The following is a 16,890-nucleotide window of genomic DNA, read 5'->3' on the forward strand; positions in this document are numbered from 1 at the left end:
TTGCGCGCGACGCTGATTACGCGCAACCATGGCCCGGTTCCGACGCGTCGCCCCGGTCGGCGCCGTCACCTCTCGCCATGGATGGACGCTGATGATGCGGCTGCGCTGTGCAATTCTCGACGACTATTTCAAGCTCGCCCTGGACGTCGCCGACTGGTCGAAACTGTCCGACCGTATCGACACCACGGTGTTCGGCCATCCCTTTAACTCCGAGCAGGCCGCGGCCAGCGCGCTCGCCGATTTCGACATCATCTGCGCGATGCGCGAGCGTACGGCGTTCCCCAGGAGCCTGTTCGACAAGCTGCCCAAGCTGAAGCTGCTGCTGACGTCAGGCATGCGCAACGCCGCGATCGACATGGAGGCCGCCAAGGGGCGCGGCGTAGCCGTCGCCGGCACGCAATATTCGCGCGACCCGACCGCACCGCTGGCCATGGGCCTGATCCTGGAGCTGACCCGCGGCATCGGCCGCGAGAATGCGCGCATGCATGCGGGCGAGCCTTGGCAGACTTTCGCCGGCGTGGAGATCGAGGGCCTCACCCTCGGCGTCCTCGGGCTCGGCAAGCTCGGTACCAAGATGGCGGGGATCGCCAAGGCGTTCGGCATGAACGTGATCGCCTGGAGCCCGAACCTGACGTCGGAGAGGTGCGCCGCGGCGGGCGTCGGCTACGCCACCAAGGAGGAGCTGTTCGCCAAGGCCGATATCATCACCATTCATGTCGTGCTGAGCGATCGCTCACGCGGCCTTGTCAGCCGCGCAGATCTTGCGCGGATGAAGCCGACCGCCTTCCTCGTCAACACCGCACGCGGGCCGATCGTGGACGAGCAGGCGCTGCTCGAGGCCTTGCAGCAGCGCAAGATCGCGGGAGCGGGCATTGACGTGTTCTCGGTCGAGCCGCTGCCGGTCGATCATCCCTTCCGCAAGCTCGACAATCTGGTGCTGACACCGCATCTCGGCTACGCGACCGAGGACGGCTTGCGCATCCATTACGGCCAGATGGTCGAGGCGATCGACGCCTTCACCAGGGGCAGCGAGCCGCCGCGCAAGCTGGCCTGAGCGCGATGACGTCGGGATGATCAGTCATCGCGCTAGCTGTTTTTGCCGCGCTTCGCGTCGAAGCGACGACCGAGTGACCGGCGGCTCGAAGGAGGGGGACGAGCTGGCGGCCCAAGGCACCCGTGGCGCCCGCGACAAAGATTCGCATCCTGTGCGCTTCACATCCGTTGCAATCAGCCGGGACGTCGTGGAGCCGGACATGGATTCAGGCGAGCGAAGCCGGGAACGCGCATGCGTCAAATGATTGCGGCGCGTGGCCGAAGCATACGCGCCGCAATTGATCGAGCTTTTCGAGCCGGTCTAGCTAGCGTACCGTGACCGGCGCGGGCAGCGGCGGCACGACGGTCGGCTGCGTGCCGGGGACGGGGCCCGCCTGGGCGGCCATCGGAGCCGGTGCACCGGGCACAGGCGCGGCCGATGCGGTTGCCTGCGGCGGATTGCCCGGCATTACCACCACGCGGGTGCCGACCTTGACGCGATCGAACAGGTCCGAGACGTCCTCATTCAGCATGCCGATACAGCCCGAGGAGACGAATTTGCCGATCGTCGAAGGCTGGTTGGTGCCGTGGATCCGGTACACGGTCGAGCCGAGATACATTGCACGGGCGCCCAGCGGGTTGCCTTCACCGCCGGCCATGAAGCGCGGCAGATAGGGCTGACGCTCGATCATTTCCGCCGGAGGATGCCAATCCGGCCACTCGGCCTTGCGGGTGATCTTCTGCACGCCGGTCCAGGTGAAGCCGTCGCGGCCGACGCGGACGCCGTAGCGGATCGCCCGGCCGTTGCCGAGGACGTAATAGAGGTAGGTGTTCGGCGTATCGACGACGATGGTGCCTGCCGGCTCCTTGGTCTGGAACGCAACTTCCTGGCGGCGCAGGTTCGGCGCCAGCTGCGCCGGGGCCGCGTCCGGCTGCTCCTCAGGCGGCAGGGAGGCGACCGACATGGGCCGGCCATCGGCGCCGGATTGCTGCGGGACCGCTCCGGTCGCGGTCGGGCCACCAACGGCTTCCGGCGGACGCATGCCGTCGCTGGCGGGCGCCTGGCCCGGGCGGTCGGCATAGATCACCGCGGGCGGAGCGGCGGGGCGGCCGTAGCGGGGATCGTCGGGCGACATCACCGGCCCCTGCGGCGGGGCGGCGGAATAGACCGGCGGAGCGCCAGCCGGACGGCCGTAACGCGGATCATCCGGCGACATCACCGGGCCCTGCGGCGGGGCGCTGGAGTAGACGGGGGGAGCGCCAGCCGGGCCGGTATAGCGCGGATCCTCAGCCGGACCGGGCGGCGGCAACGAAGCCCGCGGCGCCGCATCCTCGTCGTCGTCCAGCGAGTCGAAATTCGGGGTGCGGTCGCCAGGCCGATATTCGGCCGGGGCGCCGTAGCCGGGCGCCTGCTGAACCGGATAGCTCTGGGCGTGTGCAAGCGAGGTTCCCGCCGCAGCGACTGTTGCGGCAGCGCATATCGTCAGAAAATGTTTGATCATCATCGCTCTTGTATAGACCCCGGGCCCCGTCCGGACCACTGACGCGCCAGATGACCGAAGATAGCGGCACATTCAAGACATAACAGGCCGATTTGTGCCTGATGTAGCGATTTGTGATGTGATCGCACACAGTTGCCCCGTTGCATCACGGGGTGGAAATCGCATCACGCCGTTGATTGCCGGAGTTATCCGCCCCGTTTTTTACGAAACGGCACTGAGGTGTTGCGATATGGTCGAATCAGCCTGATTCGCCACTGCCTCGAGTTCGAATTCCCGCCTGGCGAACGCGGCACCCAGTACCGTCACCGCGTTCGGATGGCTCATGGGCCCTGGCCACACACCGCCGGGGCGGAAATTCGTAGCCTGTCCATGCTTCCCGGCTTTCGCTTCCTGCTTGCCGCGATCCTGCTGTCTACCTCCATCCTGGTCTTCGGCTTAGGGGCCACCTCGCTGCTGCGCGCGACCCATGAGCAATATGTCAGCAATCCGTCCTGGCGGAACGGCCCGCAGGAGCAGGTGTTCGCGCAAGGTCCCGAGCCGGCCGAGCCGGTGCTCGCGACCCTGCGCGTCGAGCCCGCCGCAGCGGTCGCCATTGAGGCGACGTCCGTGGTGCCGGATCAGGTCCCGACCATCGCCCTGCCCGCGGTGGAGACCGGCCCCGAGCAGATGGCCGCTGTGACGCTGACAACCCAGCCTGAGCCTCAGGTCGCCGCTGTCGCTCCTGACATCGAGGCGGCTCCCGCCCCCACCGAAGCGCCAGCCCCCGAGCCGACGAAGAGCGAGGCAGCAGCACCCTCGCCCACCGACACACTCACTCCGGCCGACACGACGGCTGCCATCGCCGCCATCCCACCGGCCCCGACGCTGTCTGCCACCGACCTGCCGCGAACCGCGACACCGGCGCTGGCCTCGCGCGTGAGCGACATCGCGGCGGCCCGCCTGGCCGCGCTGAACGAGCTTGCGCCCAGGGCCGCCAAGAAGTCGCCGGCGAAGTCCAAGGCCGACAGCGCGGCGCAACAGAGCAAGCCGCGAGCGCACAAGCCGAAGAAGCGTCATCGGATCGTGCGGCGCCCGCCGCCTCAGCAACTCCAGCAGGCGCTCGATCCGTTCGGCCAGCAACAGCAGACGCTGGCCGCCACGGCCGCCCGAACGCGCTGACGTTACGCAGGCCCGGTCGCGATCGGCGGGCCTTTTTCCTGACCCCATTCCGACCATGAGCCGTCATAGAGCGCGGTGTCGGTGATTCCCAACCGATAGAGCGCGAGCGTCAGCACGCCGGCCGAAACCCCGGAGCCGCAGCTTGTCACGATCGGCTTGTCCAGCTTGACGCCAGCGCCGGTGAAGGCGGCGCGGAGATCGTCGAGCGGCTTCATCGTGCCAGTCGCCGCGTCGAACAGTTGGCCATAGGGAACGTTGCGCGCGCCGGGAATGTGGCCAGAGCGGATGCCGGCACGCGGCTCGGGCGCACGGCCTTCGAAGCGATCGGCGGCGCGTGCGTCGATCACCTGCTCCTTGCTGCTCTCGACGTTGGCGATCAACTGCTCCATGCTGCGCACGCGCTTCGGATCGTAGCTCGCCTCGAACGACGCCGGCTTCGGCTTGACCTCGCCGCTCTCCACGGCGCGCCCCTCGGCGCGCCATTTCTTCAGGCCGCCGTCGAGGATGCGCACATTGCCGTGGCCGAAGGCCAGGAACATCCACCACGCGCGCGGCGCGGCAACCCAGCCGCCGGCATCGTAGATGACGACGGTGTCGGCATTGGAGATGCCGAGATTGCCGACATCGCGACCGAACTGCTCGGCGCTGGGATACATGTGCGGCAGCGGGTTGGAATGATCCGACACCGCATCGACGTCGAAGAACACAGCGCCCGGCAGATGCGCGGCCAGATAGTCATCCTTCGGCAGCGGCAGCACGCCCGGCAGCTTGAAGCTGGCATCGAGCACCCTGACGTTGGAATCATTGATGTGGGCGGCGAGCCATTCGGTGGAGACGAGGGGGTCGATGGCGGCGGTCATTGGCGTGCTCCGGCAGTTTTCTCAGTCGTCCCGGCCGGGCTTGTCCCGGCCATCCACGTTCTTCTTGCGGCAAAGACGTGGATGCCCGGGACAAGCCCGGGCAGGACGTCGTGCCTCGTTGTGTGCGTCCAAGTCTAGGCTTTCTTCTTCGGCTCCCACGCTTCCGTCGGCCCACCGGCATCTCGCCAGGCGGCGTAGCCGCCGGCGATGTGAGCGACGGGCTTGAGGCCCATGTCCTTTGCGGTCTTGGCGGCGAGCGCGGAGCGCAGGCCACCGGCGCAGTGGAAGACGAATTTCTTGTCTTCCTGGAAGATCGGCTTCGCATACGGGCTCTGCGGATCGATCCAGAATTCCAGCATGCCGCGCGTGCAGGAGAATGCACCGGGGATGCGGCCGTCGCGCTCGATCTCGCGCGGATCTCTGATATCGACGATGACGACGTCACCGTTCTTGGAGATCTCGATGGCGTCCTTGGCTGACAGCGTCTCGATCTCGGCATTGGCCTCGTCGCAAAGCTGCTTGATGCCGCGGGTGATGTTTTGGGGCATGTGGTTCTCCCTCTTGTCGTCGTTCCCAGGCGCGCGTGCTAGTGCGTCAGTTCCTTCATCGCACCTTCGAGACCCTCGATCGTGATCGGGTACATGCGGTTGGCAAAGATGCGTTTGATGATGGTGGTCGATTCCGAATAGTCCCAGTGCTTCTGCGCGACCGGATTGAGCCACACCGTGTGCGGATAGGTACGGATGATGCGGTCGAGCCAAACCGAGCCGGGCTCCTCGTTGACGTGCTCGACCGAGCCGCCGGGCACCATGATCTCGTAAGGCGACATCGAGGCATCGCCGACGAACACGACCTTGTAGTCGTGCGGATATTTATGCAGCACGTCCCAGGTCGGCGTGCGATCGGTGAAGCGGCGCTTGTTCTGCTTCCACACGCCTTCATAGAGGCAGTTGTGGAAGTAGAAATACTCCATGTGCTTGAACTCGCTCTTCGCCGCCGAGAACAGCTCCTCGACCTGCTCGATATGCGAGTCCATGGAGCCACCGATGTCGAAGAACACCAGGAGCTTCACCGCATTGCGCCGCTCGGGGCGCATGTGAACGTCGAGATAGCCGTGATTGGCAGTCTCGCGGATGGTGGTGTCGAGATCGAGCTCGTCAGGCGCGCCGGTGCGCGCGAATTTGCGCAGGCGGCGCAGCGCCACCTTGATGTTGCGGATGCCGAGCTCGACATTGCCGTCGAGATCCCGAAACTCGCGCTTGTCCCACACCTTCACGGCGCGGTTGTTGCGGTTCTTCTCCTGGCCGATGCGGACGCCCTCGGGATTGTAACCGTGCGCGCCGAACGGCGAGGTGCCGGCGGTGCCGATCCATTTCGAACCGCCCTGGTGCCGGCCCTTCTGCTCCTCGAGCCGCTTCTTCAGGGTCTCCATGAGCTTGTCCCAGCCCATGGCCTCGATCTGCTTCTTCTCTTCCTCGCTGAGGTATTTCTCGGCGAGCTTCTTCAGCCACTCCTCGGGGATCTCCGCCTTCTCCATGGCGTCGAGCAGGCTCTCCAGCCCCTTGAACACGGTGCCGAAGACGCGATCGAACTTGTCGAGATTGCGCTCGTCCTTCACCAGTGAAGTGCGCGACAGGTAATAGAAATTCTCGACGGAATAGTCCGACAGGTCAGCGTCGAGCGCCTCCATCAGCGTGAGGTATTCGCGCAGCGTGACGGGGACCTGCGCATCGCGCAGAGACGTGAAGAATTGCAGGAACATGGGTGACAGATTGCCCGTCGGATGGCGAACGTCAAGGGGCGGAGACCGGCGCGGAGCGCTGGACCGGGAGGCTTTTTGCTCTAGAATTGCGGCTCTGAAGGGGTTGTTCGGGGAGCGTTTGCAATGGGAATCATCGCAGCACTGATCATCGGCGCGATCGCCGGCTGGCTCGCGGGCAAGATTGTCCACGGGGCGGGATTCGGGCTGATCGGCAACATCGTGGTCGGCATCATCGGCGCGCTGGTCGCCGGCTGGGTGCTGCCGCAGCTGCATATCGAGGTCGCGACCGGTACGATCGGCGCCATCGTCGATGCCACGATCGGCGCGGTGATTGTGCTCGTCATCCTTTCGCTGATAAGACGGGTCTGAAAGCATGACCGAACCAGGAACGGCCGCCATCTGCGGCCGTTCCCATGTCGGGGCCGGGCCATGAATTGGCAATGTCCGGCACGACGACCAACAGGGACGCGCAATGAAATTTACCGGCACCAAGGACTATGTTGCGACCGACGATCTCAAGGTGGCCGTCAATGCCTCGATCGTGCTGGAGCGCCCGCTCCTCATCAAGGGCGAGCCCGGCACCGGCAAGACGGTGCTGGCGGAGGAAGTGGCGAAGGCGCTGAACGCGCCGCTTTTGACCTGGCACATCAAGTCCACCACCAAGGCGCAGCAGGGCCTCTACGAATACGATGCAGTGTCGCGCCTGCGCGACAGCCAGCTCGGTGATAGCAGGGTCTCCGACATCAAGAACTACATCAAGCGCGGCAAGCTGTGGGAAGCCTTCACCGCCGAGCAGCGCCCGGTGCTGCTGATCGACGAGATCGACAAGGCCGATATCGAATTCCCGAACGACCTGCTGCTCGAGCTCGACCGCATGGAATTCCATGTCTACGAGACCGGCGAGACGATCAAGGCCAAGCAGCGCCCGATCATGATGATCACCTCCAACAACGAGAAGGAGCTGCCGGACGCCTTCCTGCGCCGCTGCTTCTTCCACTACATCAAGTTCCCCGACGCCGACACGATGGGGCGCATCGTCGACGTCCACTTCCCCGGCATCAAGAAGCGCCTGGTCGAGGAAGCGCTGCGCATCTTCTTCGAGGTGCGCGAGGTGCCCGGCCTGAAGAAGAAGCCGTCCACGTCCGAACTGCTGGACTGGCTCAAGCTGCTGCTCAACGAGGACATGAGCGTGGAGCAACTTAGGGAACGTGACCCGCGCAAGCTGATCCCGCCGCTGCACGGCGCGCTGCTCAAGAACGAGCAGGACGTGCACCTGTTCGAGCGGCTGGCGTTCTTGAGCCGACGGGAAGTGTAGATCCCGTCATCCTGAGGTGCGAGCCGCGCGGCGCGAAGCGTCGCGAGGCGAGCCTCGAAGGATGAACGGCCGAGATGCAGCTGGGCCGTCGCCCTTCGAGGGCCGCTGAAGAAGCGGCGCCCTCAGGGTGACGGTGATAGATAGAGGCGCCCGCTCTCTCCTCCACGTCATTGCGAGCGCAGCGAAGCAATCCAGAGTCTTTCCGCGGTGGGATTCTGGATGGCTTCGCTGCGCTCGCAACGAGCGAGTGTGAGGCGGCTGCTCCCTCCTCCAACCCGCATCTCAGTCCCAGACACACCTTCGCATCCTCGAACGACCGCGCTTCGCGCAGTCGCTCGCCAACCCATGCTCCGAAGATGTCACGCCACCGCGGCGTCCGGAATCCGTGCCGCTTCCATCGGCGCCTTGCCGCGGATCAGATCCGAGGCGCGGTCGGCGATCATCATGGTGGAGGCGTTGAGGTTTGCCGAGATCATGCGCGGCATCACGGAGGCGTCGATCACGCGAAGGCCTTCGAGGCCGTGGACCCGGAGCTGGTCGTCGACGACCGCCCAGGTCGAATCCGCCGGACCCATGCGGCAGGTGCAACCGGGGTGGAAAGTGGTGGTGCCACGTTCGGTGGCGGCGGCGAGAAACTCGTCGTCGGTGTTGATGTTCGGACCGGGGAAATCCTCGTACGCGTAGTACGGCGACAGCGGCGCCGACTTCAGAAGCCGCCGCGCGAGCTTCATGCCGCCGACGATGACGCGGCGGTCGAGCTCGGCATCGAGATAATTGGTCTGGATGATCGGCGGCGCGAACGGATCGTTGGAGCGGATGCGGACGTAGCCGCGGCTCTCCGGGCGCTGCTGCCAGGAAGCGACCGTCATGCCGGGCTCGTCCTCGAGCTGGCCCTGCACGCCTTCCTTGTAGCTCGCCGGCGTGAAGGTGAGTTGCAAGTCGGAGCTGTCGGCGCTCTCGCCGGAGTGCCAGAAGCAATAGACCATGGTCGGCGACAGCGAGAGCAGACCGCGGCGCGCGGTCGCCCATTTCATCGCCTCGACCCAGAGACGCCAGCCGCGGCGGAGCTCGTTGATGGTTTTGATGTCCTTGACGCGCGCCACCGTGCGCGGCGCGTAGTGGTCCTGAAGTCCTTCGCCGACCGGCAGCGCGTGACGCACCTGGATGCCATGGGCGCCGAGCAGCTCCGGCGAGCCGATGCCGGAGAGCTGCAGCAGTTGCGGCGAATTATAGGTGCCGCCGGACAGGATGACTTCCTTGTTGGCGCGCACTTCCACCGGCGTGCCGCCGCGGCCGCCCTTGCTGTAGCGCACGCCGACGGCGCGCTTGCCTTCAAAAATGATCTCGGTCGCGTGTGCATGGGTGTGCACATGCACGTTGGGCCGCTTCATCGCGGGCTTGAGGAAGGCGGTCGAGCCCGAGACGCGCAGGCCGTTGTCGATGGTCCGCTGGCAGTAGGAGACGCCTTCCTGCTTGGCGCCGTTGTAGTCGGGATTGCGCGGGATGCCGAGCGAGACCGCGCCTTCCATGAAGGCCTCGCAAAGTGGATCGCGCCACTCCATCGTGGTGACCGTGAGCTTGCCGTCGCGGCCGCGGAAGGTGTTGTCGCCCTCGCCGACCCGCTTCTCCAGGCGCTTGAAGTAAGGCAGCACGTCGGCATAGCCCCAGCCGCGATTGCCCATCTGCGCCCAGGTGTCGAAATCCATGCGCTGGCCGCGGTTGTAGATGTGTCCGTTGATCGAAGACGAGCCGCCGAGCGTCTTGCCACGCGGCGCGTAGATGCTGCGGCCGCCGGTGTAAGGCCCGACCTCCTGCTGGTAGGCCCAGTTGATGCTCTTCATGTGGAAGGTCTTGATGAAACCCGCAGGCAGATGGATGTAGGGGTGCCAGTCGGACGGACCTGCCTCCAGCACGCAGACGCTGGTGTTGGGATCTTCGCTCAGCCTGGAGGTGAGAATGCAACCGGCGGAGCCCGCGCCGATGATCACATAGTCGAATCTATCCATGGTGCCTCGGCCGCCTTCAGCGCGGCTTGTCGTTGAGTTGATATTCGAGATGCGCCTTCACCGTCGGCCATTCGGCGGCGATGATGCTGTAGACGACGGTGTCGCGCAGCGAACCGTTCGGGGCGACCTGGTGACTACGCAGAATACCGTCCTGCTTGGCCCCGAGGCGCTCGATGGCGCGGCGGCTCTGGTGATTGAAGAAGTGCGTACGGAATTCGACCGCGATGCAGTCCAACGTCTCGAAGGCGTGCCGCAGCAGCAAGAGCTTGCACTGCGTGTTGAGCGGGCCGCGCTGCGCGCTCTTGCCGTACCAGGTCGAGCCGATCTCGACGCGGCGGTTGGTGGCATCGATGTTCATGTAGGTCGTCATCCCGACGATGGTGCCGCCGGCGTCGAACACCGTGAACGGCAGCATCGAGCCCTTGGCCTGGAGGTCGAGGCGACGATCGATCTCCTTGCCCATGTTCTCCGGCAGCGGGATCGCCGTGTACCAGAGCTTGGAGAGCTCGCCGTCCTTGACGGCCTCCGTCAGCCCCTGGAGATGCTCTTTCGAGAGCGGCTCGAGGCGGGCATGCTGTCCGCGGAGCGTGATGGGATCAGGCCAGGGCATTGAAGTCTCTCCTTACGTCTCGTGATTGCGAGCGGAGCGAAGCAATCCAGGCTGGCACGCCGAGGCATTCCTGGATTGCTTCGCTCCGCTCGCAATGACCGTAACTAGCACCCTTTATTTGTTTAGGAAATTGAGAGGCAAACCGCCGCGGGGCCAGTTCATGCTGACGAGCTCGCCCTTGCCTGACAGCGTGATGTAGGCGGTCTTCAGCTCGGGGCCACCGAAGGCGATGTTGGTGGTGACGCGATCGCCGGTCGGGATCTGCTCGACCAGGGTGCCATCGGGCGCGATCACCGAGATGCAGCCGGAGACGAGCGTGGCGACGCAGACATTGCCGTTGGCCTCGACCGCGAGCGAGTCGAACATCTGGTAGCCGCCGAGGCCGCAGATCGGCTTGCCCCGCTCGCCGCGATAGACGGCGTCGCGCGGCTTCAGCGTGCCGGGCGCGGAGAGCTCATAGGCCCAGAGCCGGCCCGTCGGCGTCTCCGCGATGTAGACGGTGTTTTCATCGGGCGAGAGCCCGATGCCGTTGGCCGGCAGCACGCCGTGCACGACTTCCACGATCTCTGTCATCCCGGGCTTGAGATAATACATGCCGCCGACGTCCATCTCGCGCGGGCGGCGCTTGCCGAGATCGGAGAACCAGAGGCCGCCGTGCTTGTCGAACACGAGATCGTTCGGCCCGCGCAGATCGTGCTCGCCGCATTTGCTGACGACGGTTTCGATCTTGCCGGTTTGCAGGTCGATGCGCTGGATCGAGCCGCCGAGGTAATCATCAGGCTGCGGCCCCGGCATGATCATCTTGCCGGTCGGGATCCAGGAGAAGCCGCCATTGTTGCAGATGTAGATTTTTCCGTCGGGGCCCAGCGCTGCGCCGTTGGGGCCACCTGGCACTTTCGCAACGATCTCCTTGCGGCCATCAGGGTAAACGCGGGTCAGACGCTGGCCGCGGATTTCCACCAGCACCACTGATCCGTCAGGCATCACGACCGGACCTTCGGGAAATTCGAGATCGGTGGCGAGAACACGGACGTCAGGCATTTGGGGACCCTCCCGGCTGCTTGTTATCGCTTGCTCGGGATGTCCGGCACGGGCCCCGCTGGCAAGTTTTGCCAGCGGTTATGACAAAGTCGATCTCCCTTGCCAAGCAAGCGGCACGGTATGCCAGCGTTGCGCGTTATTCTCGCACCGGTATCCAAATCTCGAAGCCGCCATTGCCGGTCACCGGATCGAACGTCCCGTCGTAGCGCTCGAAGTTCGGCGCGTCGGCGGCCTTCAGGCCGGAGGCCGGCAGCCATTGATTCCAGATCGCGTTGACGGTGCGCCTGACCGAGGCGACGTGGTCGGTATGGGTGAACACCGCGTAGCGCTGCTCGGGAATGCGGATACGCGTGAGACCGCGCGGCAGGTCGGAGAAATCAGCGACCTCGACGCCGGCAATGTAATCGAAATTGCCGGAATCATCGCCGTTGCAGCAGACGCCGTAGGCGACCTGATCCTTCCCTCGGCCGATGCGTTCGGGAATGTCGGCGACCTCCTGGTGGAAGCGGGCCCACATTCCGGGAATGATGGCGCCGTTGTCGCAGGAGATGCGCTCGCCAAGGCCGGCGACGAGGAAGGCTTTCGCGGTTTCGAAACGCGGGGCTTTGAGATTGTCTGACATGGTGGAATCCATGAGAATCGGCTCCTGAAGCTCGAGCTGGTCGGTGCACGTCGCCGCCCTCACCGCTTCGGGCGTGGTTCCGAAATGGTCGCGGAACGCGCGGGTGAATGCTTCGTGCGAGCCGTAATCCGCCTCCAGCGCCAGTGACAGAATGTCCGGCGCGCCCTTGGCAAGACTGCGCGCCGCCTCACTCAGCCGCCGTGCACGCACGTAGCGCATCACCGGCAAGCCGGTGGCGGCGGCAAACGCACGCACCAGGTGGAACCGCGACACGCCTGAGATCGCAGCGATCTCGTCGAGCGTCATCGGCTCGGCCAGATGGCTTTCGATATACCAGAGCGCGCGCTGGGCCGGGTTCATGGATCACGTTTCTCCTTCGAAGCGATGCGATGCTGCGCTTGCGCTCTCCGCTGCGCTTGATCGGGATTGCTCTCGCGCCTCGGGCTTACTTGTCCTTCGCCTCTTTCGGCGGTGGTGCGTCCTGCTTCTTCTTCAGATCCTCGGCCTGCTTCGTCTGCGCGGCCTGGAGATCGCCGATGGTCTTCTGGAGGCCTGCGAGCGTCACCTTCAGCGCGTCAATCTGGCGGTTCGCGGCGTCCAGCTTCTGCTGGTGATCGAGATTGAGCCGGGCGATGGTCTTCTGGAGGAAGTCGACGTTGCTCTGGAGACAGCTGGTGCGCCGCTCCATGGTCTTCTCGACCGTGCAGATCTCGATGCCCGGGACGTCCTGCGCCCGCACCGGCATGTGCGCGACGAACGGTAACATGGCGACGCAAACGACGATGGTCCGGCGCAGCATTCAGGTTCCTCATCAAGATGATCACGGCAATGTGCGCCGATTGCGCGCCGCCGCGCGAGGCTACCACACTCGCACCGCATTCTCGCGTTGAGCTTGGCGTGTTCCCCTTGGAGGGGGAGCAGTAAACCGCGCGCGGAAGAAGTGGGCGCTCTCTCCGCGGCTTTGATTAGGGGAGATTTTTGGAATGGCAACGCGCGATAGACGACTGGCGGAGTTCGATGGCGCCGGAGAACCGCCTCCCGGCCTGCCGGTCGAAGTGCTGTGCGAGGATCACAGCGGAACGTATCAGCTTCCGTTTGCCTGCCGCTATGTCGAGGGACGCTGGCAGAACCATGCGGCCGGCGTCCCGGTCGAGGCAACCGTCATCGGATGGCGAGTGCCCCGCATGAAGCATTCCGGCGTGGCCTGACGGCCAGCTTCTGTCTCAAAATGCAACGGGGCCGCGCTCTGCCTTAACCAAGGGAACGCGGCCCGAACGAATCGCGTCCGAATCAGCCTGATCGTCTCGTACGCGCCTGTTCACGGCTAGATCTCGACAAGGCCCTGCCGCCACGCACAAGATCTGCGCAGGGCAATTGCGGCCCGACGCCGCCGACCGGCGCCAAAGGTTAACGATGGCAAGGGCATGGAGGTCGGCGAGGACCCTGGCTGTCCCCGCCCCGGAAACGGGCAGAGCCGGCCGCGGCCTGCCTAATATTCGACCTCGAGCTCCTCGATCTCGGCCGGCTCTTCCCTCGCCGCCGCCACCCATTCCTTCATCTCCGGCATTGCCATGATGGTGTCGGCGTAGGCCTTGAGAACTGGCTCGAGCCTGACGTCATAGGTGGCGAAGCGCGTCACCACGGGGGCGTACATCGCGTCCGCCATGGTGCGCGTCTCGCCGAACAGGAACGGACCACCTGACCTGGCCAGACAATCACGCCAGATCGACCAGACCCGGTCGATGTCCGCCTGCGCGCGCGACCAGATCTTGAAGCCGGGGAAGTGCCCCTTCAGATTGACCGGCAGCGAGGCGCGCAGCGTGCTGAAGCCGGAATGGATTTCGCCTGAGATCGAGCGGCAATGCGCGCGCTGGACACGATCGGCCGGCAACAGGCCGGCATCAGGCATCACCTCGTTGAGATATTCGGCAATCGCCAGCGTATCCCAGACCGTGGCGCCGTCATGGCGCAGGCAGGGCACCAGGATCGAGGACGACAGCAACAGGATTTCAGCACGCGCCGAGGCGTCATCCGGCGCGGTGACGATCTCCTCGAAATCGATCCCGGAAAATTTCGTCAGCAGCCAGCCCCGCAGCGACCAGGACGAGTAATTCTTGCTGCTGATGGTCAGTGTCGCCTTCGCCATGGGGCGCTTCCCTCACGTATCCAGCCAAACGCGCAGCAAGTGACGTGCCAATTCCGGGCAAGCCTCTTCTGCTTGGCTCCGATATTGCATGGATGCAGGGGATAGGGTGGGCGCTTCAGTATGATGTCGATGTATTATCAGGCGTTTCAGAACCAGATGGACCTGACGGCCCCGTGGCGGGCGGGAGCCTCGTCGGCGCTGAAATTCCTCAATCTGGTACCGCAGGGGATGTCGGACCACGTCGTCGGCCGGCTCTCGGCGGCAATGGAGCTGATCTCGCGCTCGACCCTCACCTACGACCGACCGGCCTACGGCATCGACAGCGTGATGGTCGGCAATCGCCAAATCGGCGTCACCGAGGAGGTCGCTTACGCGACCCCGTTCGGCTCGCTGCTGCACTTCAGAAAGGACGGCGTGAGCGAGCAGCCGCGCATGCTGCTCGTGGCGCCGATGTCCGGCCATTTCGCGACGCTGCTGCGCGGCACCGTGAAGACGCTGCTGCAGGACCACGACGTCTACATCACCGACTGGCACAATCCGCGCGACATTCCGCGCAGCGAGGGCCGTTTCGGGCTCGACGACTATACCGAGCACCTGATCGACTTTCTCGGGCACTTGGGGCCGCGCCCGCATATGGTTGCGATCTGCCAGCCTTCGGTTTCGGCGCTCGCGGCTGCCGCCATCATGTGCGAGGGCAATCATCCGTCGCGGCCGGCAACGCTGACGCTGATGGCGGGGCCGATCGACACCCGGATCCAGCCGACCAAGGTCAACGAGTTCGCCAAGAGCAAGTCGATTGAATGGTTCGAACGAAACCTGATCAACTACGTGCCCGTGCAGTGCCGCGGCGCGCTCCGCAAAGTCTATCCCGGCTTCGTACAGCTCACCGCCTTCGTCTCGATGAATCTCGAGCGCCACATCAAGCAGCACATGGATCTCGCCAATCACATCGCCAAGGGCGAGAAGGAGAAGGCGGCCAGCATCAAGACCTTCTATGACGAATATTTCGCGGTCATGGACCTGCCGGCCGAGTTCTACATCGAGACCGTGCGCGACGTGTTCCAGGAACATCTGCTGCCGCAGGGCAGGCTGATGCATCGCGGCCGTCCCGTGGACACCAGGGCCATCAGCCGCATGGGGCTGATGACGGTCGAGGGCGAGAAGGACGACATCTGCTCGATCGGCCAGACGCTCGCGGCGCAAGACCTCTGCACCGGCGTGCGCGCCTATCGCCGAGTGCATCACATGCAGGCCGGCGTCGGCCACTATGGCGTGTTCTCCGGCAAGCGCTGGAACAACGAGATCTATCCGCTGCTTCGGGATTTCGTGCACGTGAATTCGTGAGACACCCTCCGCGCATCATGTCGGCCTTGTCGAAAGCCGTGATCCGGCCTTCAGAACGGGCTGACCGGCGCGAGCCGCCTTCCGTCGATCATGCGCTTGTGGCTGTAGGCCGCGGGATCCACCAGCGGCGTCGCGCCGGTGACGATGTCGGCGGCGAGCTTGCCGGCTGCAGGGCCGATGCCGAAGCCGTGGCCGGAGAAGCCGGTGGCAAGGAAGAAGCCAGGCAGCGCATCGACCGGCGAGATCACGGGGATGGTATCCGGCGTGCAGTCGATGGTGCCGCCCCAGGCTTCCGCGATCTCGATGTCCTTCAGCTCCGGGTTCGCGTTGATCAGCGCGGCCAGCGCCGCATTGACCAGCGACATATCAGGCTCGGGATCGCGCACGCGTTCGGCCTCGAACGGTGACGGCTTGTCGAAGCTCCAGCTGGTGCCGCGGGCCAGTTGATTGAAGAACGACTTGCCGAACGACATCTTCAGGCCGTTGCGGCGGTGCAGATAGGTCGGCCAGAAGGTGCGCGCGTAGCGGAACAGGTCCGGCGAGAGTTCGACCGTGCCGCGATTGCGCAGCGCCAGCGTAAAGCCGCCGTCGAGGCGGCGACGGATGCAGTAGAGGTCAGTTCCGACTGCGCCGGTCGTGATCTCCGGCGCCGGCGTGGTCCGGCACGCTGTGGCGTTGACGAGGCCGATCGGCAGCTCGATGCCATGACGGCGGCAGAACAGCGATGACCACGCTCCGCCCGACAGCAGCACCGCCTGCGTGCGGATGGTGCCCTTCTCGGTGACCACGGCGCTGACCTTTCCGCCTGTCGTTTCCAGTCCGCGCGCGGCGCAGCCCTGATGAATGGTGACGCCGTGCTTGCGCGCAGCCATCGCGAGCGCAGGCACGGCCATCGACGGCTCGGCGCGCCCGTCGCTCGGTGTGTGCAGGCCGCCGACCCATTTGTCGATATTCCCCGGCATCCGCTCGGCAATTTCGGCGGGCGTCAGCACGGTCGAGTGCACCTGCATCTCGCGTGCGACCGCCGCCCAGCGCTCCCAGCTGGCGAGTTCGTCCTTGCTTTTGGTCAGGAACAGCACGCCGGTGCGGCGGAAGCCGGCATCGACGCCGGCGTCGTTCTGCATGTCCTCCCACAGCCGCAACGCTTCGCGCGCGAGCGGAATTTCCTCACGCGCACGGCCCTGCTGACGGCACCAGCCCCAATTGCGGCCCGACTGCTCGCCACCGACATGTCCCTTCTCGATCAGCGCGACGGAGAGGCCTTTCCTGGCCAGATGATAGGCCGCGGAGACGCCGATGACGCCGCCGCCGATGACGACGACGTCCACCTGCGCCCGCAGGCGTTCATCGCTGTCGATATGGTTGAGCGGCGGAGACATCAAGGGGTCGCTTTCGTGTTTCTAAATTTTCTGCCAAAATGCATCACGGCTGACAAAGCTGTCAATCAGTGCCGGGATGCGCGGCGCGCAGGGAGTCTGGAGCTGACATGGAG

Annotated in this window: 18 protein-coding genes; 6 read left to right on the forward strand and 12 right to left on the reverse strand. The window is 65.0% G+C overall.

What is annotated here, in order from left to right; translation table 11 throughout:
* The first annotated feature begins 91 nt into the window (after positions 1 to 91).
* Positions 92 to 1,054, forward strand: a complete 963-nt coding sequence (locus ACVW16_RS10230) for a D-2-hydroxyacid dehydrogenase family protein (RefSeq protein ID WP_456738213.1) — start codon at positions 92 to 94, stop codon at positions 1,052 to 1,054.
* On the opposite strand, the gene ACVW16_RS10235 is transcribed toward ACVW16_RS10230, so the two are convergent.
* On the reverse strand, positions 1,017 to 1,202 hold the full coding sequence (locus tag ACVW16_RS10235; protein WP_456699120.1) for an NAD-dependent epimerase/dehydratase family protein: 186 nt from the start codon (positions 1,200 to 1,202) through the stop codon (positions 1,017 to 1,019). The two genes, ACVW16_RS10230 and ACVW16_RS10235, sit on opposite strands and share 38 nt — an antisense overlap.
* 156 nt (positions 1,203 to 1,358) lie before the next feature.
* Positions 1,359 to 2,534 carry a L,D-transpeptidase family protein gene (locus ACVW16_RS10240; protein WP_456738214.1) on the reverse strand — a complete coding sequence of 392 codons (1,176 nt, stop codon included), beginning with the start codon at positions 2,532 to 2,534 and terminating at the stop codon, positions 1,359 to 1,361.
* Between the two features lie 369 nt (positions 2,535 to 2,903).
* On the opposite strand from ACVW16_RS10240, the gene ACVW16_RS10245 reads away from it, so the two are divergent.
* On the forward strand, positions 2,904 to 3,692 hold the full coding sequence (locus tag ACVW16_RS10245) for a hypothetical protein (protein ID WP_456736054.1): 789 nt from the start codon (positions 2,904 to 2,906) through the stop codon (positions 3,690 to 3,692).
* A gap of 2 nt (positions 3,693 to 3,694) precedes the next feature.
* On the opposite strand, the gene sseA is transcribed toward ACVW16_RS10245, so the two are convergent.
* The 3 genes from sseA to ACVW16_RS10260 all read right to left on the reverse strand — a co-directional run bounded on the left by sseA (position 3,695) and on the right by ACVW16_RS10260 (position 6,314).
* On the reverse strand, positions 3,695 to 4,552 hold the full coding sequence (gene sseA / locus ACVW16_RS10250) for a 3-mercaptopyruvate sulfurtransferase (protein WP_456736055.1): 858 nt from the start codon (positions 4,550 to 4,552) through the stop codon (positions 3,695 to 3,697).
* 134 nt (positions 4,553 to 4,686) lie between these two features.
* Positions 4,687 to 5,100, reverse strand: coding sequence for a rhodanese-like domain-containing protein (locus ACVW16_RS10255; protein ID WP_456736056.1), 414 nt, complete (start codon positions 5,098 to 5,100; stop codon positions 4,687 to 4,689).
* A gap of 38 nt (positions 5,101 to 5,138) precedes the next feature.
* Entirely contained in the window at positions 5,139 to 6,314 is a 1,176-nt protein-coding gene (locus ACVW16_RS10260) for a vWA domain-containing protein (RefSeq protein ID WP_456699125.1), read from the reverse strand.
* A 123-nt stretch (positions 6,315 to 6,437) separates the two neighbouring features.
* Between ACVW16_RS10260 and ACVW16_RS10265 the strand changes: the two genes are divergently transcribed.
* Positions 6,438 to 6,683: a GlsB/YeaQ/YmgE family stress response membrane protein gene (locus ACVW16_RS10265; protein ID WP_092239638.1), complete on the forward strand. Its 246-nt coding sequence runs from the start codon at positions 6,438 to 6,440 to the stop codon at positions 6,681 to 6,683.
* A 103-nt stretch (positions 6,684 to 6,786) separates the two neighbouring features.
* Positions 6,787 to 7,629, forward strand: a complete 843-nt coding sequence (locus tag ACVW16_RS10270; RefSeq protein ID WP_063201884.1) for an AAA family ATPase — start codon at positions 6,787 to 6,789, stop codon at positions 7,627 to 7,629.
* Between the two features lie 359 nt (positions 7,630 to 7,988).
* Here the strand turns inward: ACVW16_RS10270 and ACVW16_RS10275 are convergent, their stop codons facing one another.
* The 5 genes from ACVW16_RS10275 to ACVW16_RS10295 all read right to left on the reverse strand — a co-directional run bounded on the left by ACVW16_RS10275 (position 7,989) and on the right by ACVW16_RS10295 (position 12,707).
* Complete coding sequence (locus tag ACVW16_RS10275) at positions 7,989 to 9,635, reverse strand: GMC family oxidoreductase (RefSeq protein WP_456699126.1); 1,647 nt, start codon at positions 9,633 to 9,635, stop codon at positions 7,989 to 7,991.
* A 16-nt stretch (positions 9,636 to 9,651) separates the two neighbouring features.
* On the reverse strand, positions 9,652 to 10,245 hold the full coding sequence (locus ACVW16_RS10280; RefSeq protein ID WP_456699127.1) for a GNAT family N-acetyltransferase: 594 nt from the start codon (positions 10,243 to 10,245) through the stop codon (positions 9,652 to 9,654).
* 114 nt (positions 10,246 to 10,359) lie between these two features.
* Positions 10,360 to 11,286, reverse strand: coding sequence for an SMP-30/gluconolactonase/LRE family protein (locus ACVW16_RS10285; RefSeq protein WP_456699128.1), 927 nt, complete (start codon positions 11,284 to 11,286; stop codon positions 10,360 to 10,362).
* A 136-nt stretch (positions 11,287 to 11,422) separates the two neighbouring features.
* On the reverse strand, positions 11,423 to 12,268 hold the full coding sequence (locus ACVW16_RS10290) for an AraC family transcriptional regulator (RefSeq protein ID WP_456699129.1): 846 nt from the start codon (positions 12,266 to 12,268) through the stop codon (positions 11,423 to 11,425).
* An 85-nt stretch (positions 12,269 to 12,353) separates the two neighbouring features.
* Entirely contained in the window at positions 12,354 to 12,707 is a 354-nt protein-coding gene (locus ACVW16_RS10295; protein ID WP_456699130.1) for a hypothetical protein, read from the reverse strand.
* Positions 12,708 to 12,891: 184 nt separating this feature from the next.
* Between ACVW16_RS10295 and ACVW16_RS10300 the strand changes: the two genes are divergently transcribed.
* Positions 12,892 to 13,116: a hypothetical protein gene (locus ACVW16_RS10300; protein ID WP_092239630.1), complete on the forward strand. Its 225-nt coding sequence runs from the start codon at positions 12,892 to 12,894 to the stop codon at positions 13,114 to 13,116.
* Between the two features lie 281 nt (positions 13,117 to 13,397).
* Here ACVW16_RS10300 and ACVW16_RS10305 read toward each other — a convergent pair whose 3' ends face one another.
* Positions 13,398 to 14,054 carry a glutathione S-transferase family protein gene (locus tag ACVW16_RS10305; protein WP_456699131.1) on the reverse strand — a complete coding sequence of 219 codons (657 nt, stop codon included), beginning with the start codon at positions 14,052 to 14,054 and terminating at the stop codon, positions 13,398 to 13,400.
* A 120-nt stretch (positions 14,055 to 14,174) separates the two neighbouring features.
* Between ACVW16_RS10305 and ACVW16_RS10310 the strand changes: the two genes are divergently transcribed.
* Positions 14,175 to 15,398, forward strand: a complete 1,224-nt coding sequence (locus tag ACVW16_RS10310; protein ID WP_456736057.1) for a polyhydroxyalkanoate depolymerase — start codon at positions 14,175 to 14,177, stop codon at positions 15,396 to 15,398.
* A gap of 50 nt (positions 15,399 to 15,448) precedes the next feature.
* Here ACVW16_RS10310 and ACVW16_RS10315 read toward each other — a convergent pair whose 3' ends face one another.
* Positions 15,449 to 16,777 carry an NAD(P)/FAD-dependent oxidoreductase gene (locus ACVW16_RS10315; protein WP_456736058.1) on the reverse strand — a complete coding sequence of 443 codons (1,329 nt, stop codon included), beginning with the start codon at positions 16,775 to 16,777 and terminating at the stop codon, positions 15,449 to 15,451.
* Positions 16,778 to 16,890: the final 113 nt, after the last annotated feature.

The sequence above is a fragment of the Bradyrhizobium sp. USDA 4474 genome (assembly GCF_054057515.1).

Bases quoted from the DNA above. Each gene is read 5' to 3' on its own strand.
- ACVW16_RS10230 (WP_456738213.1), top strand. From the start codon at position 92: ATGATGCGGCTGCGCTGTGCAATTCTCGACGACTATTTCAAGCTCGCC.
- ACVW16_RS10235 (WP_456699120.1), bottom strand. From the start codon at position 1,202: ATGCGAATCTTTGTCGCGGGCGCCACGGGTGCCTTGGGCCGCCAGCTC.
- ACVW16_RS10240 (WP_456738214.1), bottom strand. From the start codon at position 2,534: ATGATCAAACATTTTCTGACGATATGCGCTGCCGCAACAGTCGCTGCG.
- ACVW16_RS10245 (WP_456736054.1), top strand. From the start codon at position 2,904: ATGCTTCCCGGCTTTCGCTTCCTGCTTGCCGCGATCCTGCTGTCTACC.
- sseA (WP_456736055.1), bottom strand. From the start codon at position 4,552: ATGACCGCCGCCATCGACCCCCTCGTCTCCACCGAATGGCTCGCCGCC.
- ACVW16_RS10255 (WP_456736056.1), bottom strand. From the start codon at position 5,100: ATGCCCCAAAACATCACCCGCGGCATCAAGCAGCTTTGCGACGAGGCC.
- ACVW16_RS10260 (WP_456699125.1), bottom strand. From the start codon at position 6,314: ATGTTCCTGCAATTCTTCACGTCTCTGCGCGATGCGCAGGTCCCCGTC.
- ACVW16_RS10265 (WP_092239638.1), top strand. From the start codon at position 6,438: ATGGGAATCATCGCAGCACTGATCATCGGCGCGATCGCCGGCTGGCTC.
- ACVW16_RS10270 (WP_063201884.1), top strand. From the start codon at position 6,787: ATGAAATTTACCGGCACCAAGGACTATGTTGCGACCGACGATCTCAAG.
- ACVW16_RS10275 (WP_456699126.1), bottom strand. From the start codon at position 9,635: ATGGATAGATTCGACTATGTGATCATCGGCGCGGGCTCCGCCGGTTGC.
- ACVW16_RS10280 (WP_456699127.1), bottom strand. From the start codon at position 10,245: ATGCCCTGGCCTGATCCCATCACGCTCCGCGGACAGCATGCCCGCCTC.
- ACVW16_RS10285 (WP_456699128.1), bottom strand. From the start codon at position 11,286: ATGCCTGACGTCCGTGTTCTCGCCACCGATCTCGAATTTCCCGAAGGT.
- ACVW16_RS10290 (WP_456699129.1), bottom strand. From the start codon at position 12,268: ATGAACCCGGCCCAGCGCGCGCTCTGGTATATCGAAAGCCATCTGGCC.
- ACVW16_RS10295 (WP_456699130.1), bottom strand. From the start codon at position 12,707: ATGCTGCGCCGGACCATCGTCGTTTGCGTCGCCATGTTACCGTTCGTC.
- ACVW16_RS10300 (WP_092239630.1), top strand. From the start codon at position 12,892: ATGGCAACGCGCGATAGACGACTGGCGGAGTTCGATGGCGCCGGAGAA.
- ACVW16_RS10305 (WP_456699131.1), bottom strand. From the start codon at position 14,054: ATGGCGAAGGCGACACTGACCATCAGCAGCAAGAATTACTCGTCCTGG.
- ACVW16_RS10310 (WP_456736057.1), top strand. From the start codon at position 14,175: ATGATGTCGATGTATTATCAGGCGTTTCAGAACCAGATGGACCTGACG.
- ACVW16_RS10315 (WP_456736058.1), bottom strand. From the start codon at position 16,777: ATGTCTCCGCCGCTCAACCATATCGACAGCGATGAACGCCTGCGGGCG.